At 41.7% G+C, this 11171-nt stretch carries 8 protein-coding genes; 6 read left to right on the top strand and 2 right to left on the bottom strand.

Annotation, left to right across the window (positions count from 1 at the left end):
* Positions 1-353 precede the first annotated feature (353 nt).
* The 4 genes from RMY31_RS30940 (at position 354) to RMY31_RS30925 (ending at position 3643) form a co-directional block, all read left to right on the top strand.
* A complete protein-coding gene (locus RMY31_RS30940; protein ID WP_322658244.1) occupies positions 354-614 on the top strand; it encodes a hypothetical protein in 261 nt (86 codons plus the stop codon).
* Positions 615-656: 42 nt separating this feature from the next.
* Positions 657-1232, top strand: coding sequence for a 5-formyltetrahydrofolate cyclo-ligase (locus RMY31_RS30935; protein WP_322658245.1), 576 nt, complete (start codon positions 657-659; stop codon positions 1230-1232).
* A gap of 39 nt (positions 1233-1271) precedes the next feature.
* On the top strand, positions 1272-2291 hold the full coding sequence (locus tag RMY31_RS30930) for a catalase family protein (protein ID WP_322658246.1): 1020 nt from the start codon (positions 1272-1274) through the stop codon (positions 2289-2291).
* A gap of 512 nt (positions 2292-2803) precedes the next feature.
* Entirely contained in the window at positions 2804-3643 is an 840-nt protein-coding gene (locus tag RMY31_RS30925; RefSeq protein WP_322658247.1) for a carbohydrate ABC transporter permease, read from the top strand.
* Positions 3644-3817: 174 nt separating this feature from the next.
* Here RMY31_RS30925 and RMY31_RS30920 read toward each other — a convergent pair whose 3' ends face one another.
* Entirely contained in the window at positions 3818-4525 is a 708-nt protein-coding gene (locus RMY31_RS30920) for a sugar transferase (RefSeq protein ID WP_322658248.1), read from the bottom strand.
* Between the two features lie 329 nt (positions 4526-4854).
* Positions 4855-8940, bottom strand: a complete 4086-nt coding sequence (locus RMY31_RS30915; RefSeq protein WP_322658249.1) for a hypothetical protein — start codon at positions 8938-8940, stop codon at positions 4855-4857.
* 779 nt (positions 8941-9719) lie between these two features.
* Here RMY31_RS30915 and RMY31_RS30910 point away from each other — a divergent pair.
* Both RMY31_RS30910 and RMY31_RS30905 read left to right on the top strand, forming a co-directional pair.
* Positions 9720-10418 carry a Crp/Fnr family transcriptional regulator gene (locus RMY31_RS30910; protein ID WP_322658250.1) on the top strand — a complete coding sequence of 233 codons (699 nt, stop codon included), beginning with the start codon at positions 9720-9722 and terminating at the stop codon, positions 10416-10418.
* Positions 10419-10429: 11 nt separating this feature from the next.
* Positions 10430-11167 carry a DUF2232 domain-containing protein gene (locus RMY31_RS30905; RefSeq protein WP_322658251.1) on the top strand — a complete coding sequence of 246 codons (738 nt, stop codon included), beginning with the start codon at positions 10430-10432 and terminating at the stop codon, positions 11165-11167.
* The last annotated feature ends 4 nt before the right edge of the window (positions 11168-11171 follow it).

Raw genomic sequence — 11171 nt, 5'->3', positions numbered from 1 at the left:
AAGATTCTGAAACTTTGATTGAGTCAAGCTTTGAGCCTTTATTTTCTAACAGTAACTAAAATTTATAGCCAAAACTTAGAAATTAAAGCCTCGAAAGGCTTTCAGCGATTGGGTTCTCCCAAAGTGATAAAAGAGGGTTATGAACCATCGGTTATGAGGTTTACCGTACTTCCACAGTAAAAGAACAGTTTGGTCTTATTTCCCTGCTTCTTCTACGATTCTTCAGTCAGTCTGTACCCAAAATTTCCGGTTTGACAGATAAGTAGGCAAAAGACCTACACCTCAACTAACATCAGATCATATAAAGCAGGTATCTTGTTTGCCCTAAAAATTACTTTACAAAGGTAGAAAAAATGGGTCGCATAAATCCCTACACGCTGCAAATGCAGATTACCCGTATGTTTGAACAAGGGCAATCATTCTTTGCCACAACCAAGGTGCAGGAATGGTTGAAAGAACGCAATCACAATCCATTGGATTATGACATTGTTTTTAATCAAAAACCCGCTCCTCCTGGTTCAAAGGAAGTAATGGTAGTAGAAATTGAATTGCGTCGCAAAGATGGACAGCCTGTAGATCCTTGGTTGCAAGAACAAGCTAACCTTCATGCCTGATTTTTCCCAAGGACTTGCATCTCAATTACCAAAAAGCGATCTATGCTAGACGTGCCGAAAGCAGATAATAAAGCAGAACTACGTCGGACTCTGCTGAAAGCACGGCAATCAATGTCCGTTCGAGAATGGAGAGAAAAAAGCGATCGCATTTGCTCTCATCTGCAAACTTCTGTTCTGTTCGCCCAAGCAAAAACAATACTTGCTTATTTCAGCTTTCGCCAAGAACCTGACCTCAGTCCATTATTTGCAAACACCAAATACCGTTGGGGATTTCCTCGTTGCGTTGGGAAATCCCTTCATTGGCATATCTGGGAACCTAACGACAATTTGCAAATTGGTGCTTATGGTATTACTGAACCTCATGCAAACGCGCCAAGCATAGATCCAGCAGAAGTGGATTTAGTTTTAGTCCCCAGTGTTGCTTGCGATTATCAAGGATATCGTTTGGGTTATGGCGGCGGATATTACGATCGCTTGCTCAATTCACCGGAGTGGTTCGCCAAGCCAACTATCGGCATTGTCTTTGATTTTGCTTATTTGCCGCAACTACCTATCGAACCTTGGGATAAACCTTTAAAAACTGTTTTTAGTGAAACTGGCTTGACTCAAAAAGACTAAAGGTTCAGGATGATGAAGACACATCATCAAATATTTTCCATGAGTAATCCAGTATCATCTACTACTGAGCAGGAAGCACTAATCGACGAGATTATAGCAAGTAGCCTGCAAGTTCAGCAGCAAAATGGCCCAGACCTCCGCCAAATTCATAGCAAAAGTCATGGACTCCTTTGGGGAGAGTTTATTATTGAACCCAATCTTGCTGAAGACCTGAGAGTAGGTTTGTTCAAAACTCCTCAAACTTATCCTGCCTGGATTCGTTTCTCTAGTGGTGGTTCGCCTGAAAAACGTGGTAAATTCCGCTCTGATAGCCAGCCTGATGTCCGGGGTATCGCCATCAAGGTGATAAATGTGGACGGGCAAAAAGTGCTGGATGACGAAGAAAAAACCCAAGATTTTATACTCAACAATTATCCTATTTTTCTGACCAAAGATGTTCGCGATTACGCCGATCTCTCTAAAGCAGGTAGCGGACAACTTACCCCAGAACGCATGGAGGAACTTGCTTACGCCTTTGCTATTTTGCAAAAAATTGGTAGTCAGAAGATAAACAATCCACTTTTGATTCAATATTGGAGTATGGCTCCGTTTAAGTTTGGCAATAAAATTGTCAAATTGTCCGTCAAATCTCAACAGCCAGAACAACCTCCTGAAACACTTCCAGAATCAGAAAACTATCTCCGGGAAGTAATGGTCAAATATTTGACGATAGAAGGCCAAGAAGCGTCTTTTGACTTCCTGATTCAGTTTTATGTAGATGATGAAAAAACGCCAATTGAAAACCACGTTCAGGAATGGCAAGAAGCAGATTCACCATTTATTAAAGTTGCAACTGTCCGCATTCCCAGTCAGAAATTTGACTTTGAAGAACGCAAACGTCTCGATGAGGGCATGTTATTTTCACCTTGGCATACATTGCTAGAACATGAACCTGTTGGCAGCGTAAATCTCTCTCGGAAAAGGCTTTACAGCGAACTTGCAAAGTATCGCCGCGAACAAATTGCCCAACGCTTGCGAGAACCACAACCTTATGCAGTAATTCAAGATCAACCAGTGTAAATCAACCAAGAAAAACTGTTTATTTGAGATAAGTAGATCGGCGCAAATAAATATAATATGTTCTGTCATTGCGAGGAACGAAGCAATCGCAAAGACTGGGATTGCTTCTCTACGAGAAGGCTCTGCCTACGTCGTTCCTCCTCTCTACGAGACGCTACGCGAACGCAATGACATCTTACATTTAATTATGTCTACCTACTTAGTTCTTAGTTTTGATTAACACTCTTACTGTTCTTCGATAAAGAAAACCGCAATTGAAAGTATCAAGTATTCAGAGGAGGAGAAATACAAGTCATTTGAAAATATCTTGCGCCAAGGACAATTGTCCTTGGCGCGTCAAATACAACGTTATGTATATAGACAAATACAATTACTATATTATGATGTTTCAAATATAAAAACAAGTATATAGCACGATTCTTTATATATTTTTATTGCCAAATTACGGATTAATTGATTGAGGTATTTCACAGTTTATAATTGGATTTCAAATTAGTAAACTCAGGTTACTTATGAATTTTTTCAAGCGCAATTCACAACTGAAGATTGTGTTAATTTATGTAATTTTAGGTGCGATCGCCCTTGTAATGCTCTTCCCGTTGCTGTGGCTAATTAGTACAGCTTTAAAATCACCAACAGAAAGTATCTTACAGTCACCGCCGCAGTTATTACCAGTTCAGCCGACACTAGAAAATTTCTCTAGGGTGTGGCAATCTTTACCTTTTGGACAGTACATATATAACAGTACTCTGGTGGCTGTGCTGACTGTAGGCTTGAATCTCCTGTTTTGTGCTTTAGCAGCATATCCTTTGGCAAGATTGTCATTTCCAGGGAGGGATTGGATTTTTATTGCGATCGTCTCGACAATCATGATTCCCTTTCAAATCGTTATGATTCCCCTGTATATTTTGACAGTCAAAATAGGTTTACGAAATACTTATTTGGGAATGATTTTTCCCAGCTTAGCTTCTGCCTTTGGCATTTTTTTACTACGACAAGCTTTTATGGGTGTCCCCAAAGAAATAGAAGAAGCTGCGCGGATGGATGGGAGTTCGGAATTAGGTTTGTGGTGGCATATCATGTTACCAGCAGTTCGCCCAGCACTAGTCACTTTGGCTATTTTTGTATTTATCGGTTCTTGGAGCGACTTTCTCTGGCCTTTAATTGTGATTCAAGACGAAAGCTTATACACACTGCCTTTGGGCGTAGCGAAACTGGCAGGTACGTTTTCCCTAGACTGGCGTTTAGTTGCCGCTGGCTCAATAATTTCTGTTGTCCCAGTACTAATATTATTTGTATTTTTACAGCGCTATATTGTACCTACAGAAACTGGTAGTGGAGTCAAGGGTTAAAGTATCTAATTCAAAATTCACAATTAAAAATGCCAAAATATTAAATTTGAAATTCTTAATTTTGAATCAGTTTAATAATAGGCAATCTTAGCTATTTAGAGTGGTAATTAACCATTTACAGCAAGTAATTTTCAGGTCGATCGATTGCCATTTGCAAAACTCTGTAATCAACACCTAATAAGCACCGTTCTTTTTCAACACCACCCAGATAGTTTTTAATATCAAATTCAAATCGTAAGCTACAGACCACTTACGCTGATATTCGACATCCATACTCACAATAGTTTCAAAGTCTTTGATGCTGGAACGACCGTTAACTTGCCATTCGCCGGTCATGCCTGGCTTGACCCGCAATCTTTCCCAGTGGTGCGGTTCGTAATGCATGACTTCATCAGGAGTAGGTGGACGAGTACCAACTAAGCTCATGTCCCCCATAAGAACATTCCAAAATTGAGGTAATTCATCTAAGCTGGTGCGCCGCAGGAATTTACCTATAGGTGTAATGCGAGGATCGTCAATGGATTTGAAAATATGACCTTTAGCTTGGTTTTTGACCAGATGCTTGAGTTTATCAGCACCAACTACCATAGAACGAAATTTCCAGATGCGGAAAGGTCTTCCGTTCAAACCACAGCGAATTTGAGAATAAAATAGCGGCCCGGGATTGCTAATAATAGTTGCAATTGTTACTGGAATTGTTATCAAGGCTGTAATTATCAGCCCAACAACGGCTCCTACAATATCAATTGTGCGTTTTGTAACACTTGCAGTTGAACGATGTAGAGGTTGTTGGGAAAAATTAACTGAATTAAGATAAGTTAATATGGCTAAATTATCCACAGCACAACCTCTTTCATCAGAAGTAAAAGTGGGCAGGGACATAACTTATTTTTAATTTTTACTGTTTTATTGTTTATTGCTTGATACAGGCTGTGTACTGAGTGATAATATAGACAAAATTTTAATCAACACACAACATAAACCCTAAAGTTTACACAATCTTTCAATTAAACTAGAGTATTTTAAATTTTGCGTATTATTCCCTAAAATAAAAAAATAACATGCTGTGCTAACGCGCACATCAATCTAAAAGCGCTTAAAAATGCTGCGAAGCGAATGCTTTGCTTTAGTTCCTCAAATCCGCCAAAAGACTGGGCATTCAGCTTTGCATATTTATTTATTGAGGCTGCCCTGAGTCATTTAACTCAGGACTAATGAGTAACTTCTGAGACAAAGTTCACAGTATAAGGTTCTTCCAGCGACTGCTGAATACTAGCTTTAATGGCATCCAGATAGTGACGCAAAGCGAACATCTGTTGGGAATTGGGACGATAAGTGAGATTCCCTTGTTTTTCAAAAAGTGGTGCGGCTGCGATCGCTTGGTAATCAGGATTTTCATCGGAACTGTGGGTAAGCCAAGTAGCAGCCTCTAGAGTCGAAGGTATCAAACCCGGAGGTAATTCACCTTCTAAGAAAGCCAACAGGCGTTGCTGACAGATACTAGTATTGATGCCACGACCCTCAAAGAGTTGCAGAACTTCGCTAAAAGATAAAGTACGGTTGGGCAAAAGCCGCAGCAACTCCGTAAACAGGAAATAGTCGGTGTACTGTTGCCTAGATTCTTCTAAAACCTGGGGATGCAGAGGCAGCATAGCTAAACCATAAGCAACCCGACTACAATTGGGAGCGCTGTTTTCGCCAAGATAAAAATCTTGAATAATCCTAGCATTAGGAAGTTTTTGCCGTAGCCAATTGTTCACGACTCCTAAAGAAGCGACTCCACCAGTCAAAACAGCTTGGTTAATTGCTTCTGTGGGTATGCCACGCGCTACCAATAACTTATTGAGTTCGCGGTTGAGGCGGCGTACGAAGGGGACAAATACTTGGTTTTCTAAGTCCCGTCGCTGCAACACCCACCGCCGATCGGCTAATTCTAGGGTAAAAGAATCTTGATGTTGTAAAATCAGCTTCAGAGCTAGGGCTGCATCTATTACAGCTTGTCCTAACAAAGAGCTTTCTAAGCGTTGCTGGAGGCGAATGCGAGCTGTGATATCTGGTTCGCCTACTCTGGGTAAATCCAAGTCTTCTAACCCCAAACTCTGCCAACGCATCTGGTCTAAACCAACAAAGGCTGGTTGCCATTGCCAAGGGTTACTGGGAGTAGTTTTGTCATCATCCTGGTTTTCAAAGCGCGATCGCTGATACTTTGGTGGCAACAGCAATTGGCAAATAATATCCTGCTCAATTCCTTTGCTAGCATAGGCAAAACCATGCAGCATAAAATCTTGATGTGCTAATTGCAGCAAACTTTCTGGCAAATCAACCAGTGCCATTTCTGTGGCAGTTGCCCCAATGTTTATGGCAAGGGTATTACCTACCAAAGGACGATCGCTGGTATTGACTGGACGCAACCCTTGGCGATCGCTGATTTGTACTGTTTCGCCATTATCGCCATCAAGTATGCTCAAGAGACTAGCGATCGCTTCTTCCACAAAAAATACTTGCTGGGGATGTTGAACTAATTTGCTAGTGAGTAAAGCTTCGCGCACATTGAAGCGATATTGTTCCGACCAGCTAGATGGACAGGTGCAGATCGCGCCAGCAATGTTATTAATAATTTGATGGAAAGTCTGTGCATCTAGACCAATTGCTGTGGCAATTAAACCCTGAGTTGTGCTGTGGCGGTCTGACTTCAAGGTTAACAATAATTTCGAGAGCGATCGCACCACCCAAATCAAAGGCCCCGCAGAAAATTCATTGAATTGCAGTACGGGTTCCCACTTTTGCTGTCTACTTTTGTAGGGGATAGCTACCTGTAAATACGGTTTTAACTGCGCTGAATAGAGATTTTTCCTTGGATTTGTAGCTTTTGACTCCTGCACTTGTGTAGTTTGAGTTTCCGCCTGAGGTACAGAAGCAGCCGGCAGATAAACTTCTGCTGGTAAACGAAACGATTGCTGGAAGGAAGTGGCTCCCGGTTGGTTTTCTGCTGACCAGTAGATTGGATGAACAACAAAAGTGGAGCGATTCAATAGTGCCGCAGAAATTCCAGTTGTACCTAAATCAATTCCTAAATACCAAACTGAATCAAGAAGATTATTTATAGATGGGGAATCTGAAATGATGGAGTTGTCTTCCCCAGAAGGTGTAACTTCCTTTTTTTTTTCGGTTGTAGGGCTAAAGTCTAAGTCAGCTTCTGTTTGCGGCAAAGATATAGGCGTAATCTTGGAGACTTCTACACGAGAGAAAGTAACATTCTGTTGTTCAGGGACAGATTCTAACTTGGGCAACTGTGGGAAATCGTCAGCTAAATCATTGGTACTAGCAGTTGCTGACAGGAAGTGTAGCTGTTCATCAAATTTTGCCAAATCTTGATGTAATTGCTGTAACTGCTCTTCGTCCAAAGAAATATCAGGTACGTTGGTCGGATGGTTTATTTCTGGCGAGAGCAAATTCTCCTGAGGCGAAGCTGGAATGTAAGTATCTAACAACTCCTCTTGCTTTTCGTCTTTGTTAATTCCTACTTCCAACTTTTGGGCAATTGTTGGCATTGGTGTTACAGTTGGTGCTGCTAAACGAAAAGAAACTTCCGGCAACTGTTCCTCAATTTCTACATCAGCGAATAAATCGGTCAAGGTTGTAATTGTATCAGCGCTGCTGGGCTGAAATTGGACACTGTCCGTAGCTAAACCTGCTTCTTGTTGCCAGCTAGAAAGACCTGGAGGTGTGGCTAGGTCATTATCTTCCTCAAAAAACAATACTTGCCATGACTCTAATGGGGATGTAGGTTCTATTGAATCATTTGGTGTTTCTTGTAGATTAGTGTCGTTTAAATTCAGAAGACCTACGTCTGATTGTTCCAGCCAAGGATCTGGCGTATTTACAGCAGCATCTATTTGTTCTACTGGATTATCTAAAGGTACATTATTGGGAATACTTGCTACCGATACATCCTCTGTTTCTATTAGATTTGTGGCGGAAGTAGCCGTAGTTTCAGCAATATTTGACGACGATAAATCCTCTTTTGCAATCTCTTGGTTGTCTTCTAGGCTGGATTTAGCCAAGCTACTAGTACCAAACAAACTGGCGTAAAGTTGATCTACTTCATCACCAATTAATTCCAAACTATCGGGTGGCAATTCTACTGCGGTAGTAGTATTGGAGCTAGAGAAAGGTGCATCTACGCCAAGCTGTAAAAGCACTGCATCCAGATCTTCTTCGATCGCTGTGTCCGCATCTTCTTGTTCAAAGAGGCGATCGCCATCGACATACACATTTTCTTGTTGGTTACTTGCAAGTGCAAATAAAGCCTCTGACTCGATCGGCTCCAACGCTTGGCTGGCAACTTCATTACTTGGAGTTGGTTTGACAACTTCTGGAATAACAGCATTTGCCCGATTTAACAGGGATGGCGATCGCGCAAGCGTTTCATTTTCTCCTGTTAAGACAGATGGCTGAATGAGAGCTTGTTGCTGCAAATACTGCGTCAAATTGTTAAGAAAACTTGCCATCAGCTGCTCGCCTTGCACTCCCGTACTATGCATTCTGGCTAGTGCTTGAGATAAAGACTCATGATAAGTATTAATATTGCGCTGTAATGCGTCAAAGACAACATTTACAGTGCCATCCAGTGATAGTAAACGTCGATCTAATTCCTTGGCTAGCTGTGTTAACCGTTGCGCCCGATCTGATGATTCTAAGAAAGGTTGAGTCGTTAGCTCTGGATCGCTTGCTTTGACAGAATGAGTGGAATTTGCCAAATTCTCCGCCATCTGAGGTGTTAAATTTGGTACTAGACGATTTGTAAGTACTTGTAAAAATTCGGAAATCATCTGCTCCTGGTTTGCCCACTGCTGGCTTAAGGAGTAGTGATGCAGTCGCTTTTGCTCTAGTTGCCTAATTTCCTGCGCCAGAGTCGCCCGCTCTTGCAACATCGCTGTTAATTCTGCTTGCAGCGGCTGGAGAAATGCCGACAATTCGCTTTTTAATTCTTGGGGTATAAAATTACTTTGTTCTTGGTCGGGTTGGTTGTGCTGTGTCGAAGATTGGTTATGACCTCGATCGATAAATTTTGCCAACAAAGGCGATAGTTGTGGCTGTTCGGCGGACTTTTGAATATCGTTTTCTAGCGCCTGACTCTGGTTTAGCTGCACAAGAAAAGTGCGGATTCGTTCTAAAACCTCTCGGGCTTCCGGCCCTTGACTAGAAATAAGCTTAGACAGGCGCTTGCCACTACTATTAAGTAAGTTGTCAATGTCTGCGATCAGTTTTTTTATTTCATCTTCGCGGGAAGTCACTTTGAATTACCTTAGCTAGAACTGTACGTTAACTGGTGTGGGAATTACTTTACAATTATTAAAGTATTGAAGTTTAAAAGCTGCCATTTAGACTCTAGAGTGCAATTATTTTGGGCTTACTAGGAGTCGTAGCGATCGTCAATCAGCGCAGTTGAGAAAAATTAGCTTGGAAGCTAGTTAAAGTCTAGAAATACAAAAGGTATTTTGCAGTTGTCAGCACAAGGTGGTTTACAAGGCGCTGTGACCTTTCACCATACAGGCGATGTTACAGTCTCTCGGCTCGATCGTTATCAAAAACATAAAAAATGCAATAGCCAAGCAAATAGTCTTGGATAGACGAACTTTGATTTACGGATCCGGATCTACAAGACAAATATCCTCCTCTTTGCACCCACACGAGCAATTAATGTAGCCAAAGAGTAACTGAAATGGCAAGATGGGATTTTTTACTTGATTCTCTATTACGGTCAACAGGTAAAAATTTTACCTTAGCAAAAATTAACTACGTTAAGTATCATTGATGTTGTTTGCATATATTTTTAACTAATCATCTTTGCAGTAAATACCCAAATAATACTCTAAGAGAGGATAAACTGCTGTGTGCCAAAGGTTGACTTAATTTCAACCCCTACTAAATGAAGATTGTCTGTAAAAAACATTCTCCTCGTTTTCTTGTGTCACATAGTTTTATTTTTGAAAATGGCTGTGCTTTGATCGCCTAGGCTGAATATAGCGCTCTTGTTTGTTTTATAGATAGCAGCTTTAATAAAGATGTCGTAATGGAAGATCGATATAGCTTGCAAGCACCGACCAATCCTTGGATGTTCTCGGCTCCCTTTTTTCAAGGGTTGCCAGAACCTGTTGTGGAAATAGCCCTTACCAATCTTGTTACCCGCACGCACCCAGCTAATCAGGTGATTCTCTTGGAAAATGACTGGGGTGGTTCGGTCTATTTTATAGTTGATGGATGGGTAAAAATTCGTACCTACAATATGGAAGGGAAAGAGGTGACGCTGAATATTCTTGGTAAGGGAGAATTGTTCGGTGAAATGGCAGCGCTAGATGAAGTACCTCGCTCTACCGATGTTATTACCTTAACTGCCACAGTAATTGGCAGTATGCCCTCTCAGGATTTTGTCAAGTTACTTCATACAGAACCAATGGCAGGAGTCCGATTGTCACAATTGATGGCACGGCGCTTGCGGCAAGTGAATCGGCGACTGCGCTTGCGGGAATCTGATAGTCAGTCGCGGGTAGCAGACACGTTGTTGTTTTTGGCAGAAGGACAGGGAAAACAGGCACAGACAGGAACCGAAATTCCCAATTTACCTCACCGAGAATTGAGTAGTTTAAGTGGACTAGCGCGAGAAACAGTTACAAGAGTATTGACAAGGCTGGAAAAAAAAGGCTTGATCAGACGGGATCAGGACACAATTTGTATTCCCGATCTGTCAGCCCTGGAAAGAATGATAGTTTAACAAGTCCAAGAATGAGTATTTTAGATTCGCTGCCAGATGAGCCAGAAGAAGATCAATCTCCTGAATCTCCAACTCCCCCAAATCAATGGTTAGATAAACAAGAGCAGTTAAAGCCTCCCCAGATGAAAGTTGATGCACCCTTGAGGATGGTAGAAACAGCCTTTTTAGCCAGTACTGCCAGCCTGATTTGGTTTATTAATTACTACTTTCCCTTGGGACCAGTTTTGCGGATATTTTTTCCTGTACCGATCGCTCTAGTTTACCTCCGTTGGGGCAAACGAGCAGCATGGATGGCGGCAGTTACTTCTGGGCTACTGCTGTCGGTGTTGATGGGGCCAGTCCGCAGTCTACTATTTGTTATGCCCTACGCTTTCATGGGCGTGCTACTAGGAGCAACCTGGTATCGTCGCGTTCCCTGGATTGTTTCTATCACTTTGGGCACGCTGTTGGGCACTTTGGGATTCTTTTTTCGGATGTGGTTGCTGTCTGTGTTATCGAGTGAAGACCTGTGGATTTATGTAATCAATCAAGTAACAGAAATTACAGAATGGGTATTCCTGAAGCTGGAATTATTAGCGACTCCTAGTGTGTTTTTGATTCAAATGGGAGCCATCGCCTTGATTGTCCTCAATAACTTTATCTATCTGTTTGTAGTACATCTGGCAGCATGGTTATTATTAGATCGCCTGGGAAATCCTATCCCCCGTCCGCCACAATGGGTACAAGTTCTCATGGATTATGAAGGTTAGTCAA

The organism is Dendronalium sp. ChiSLP03b (assembly GCF_034531165.2).
GTDB lineage: Bacteria > Cyanobacteriota > Cyanobacteriia > Cyanobacteriales > Nostocaceae > Dendronalium > Dendronalium minutum.
The sequence above is the reverse complement of the archived record's forward strand: the minus strand, read 5'-3'. Positions and strand labels throughout refer to the sequence as shown.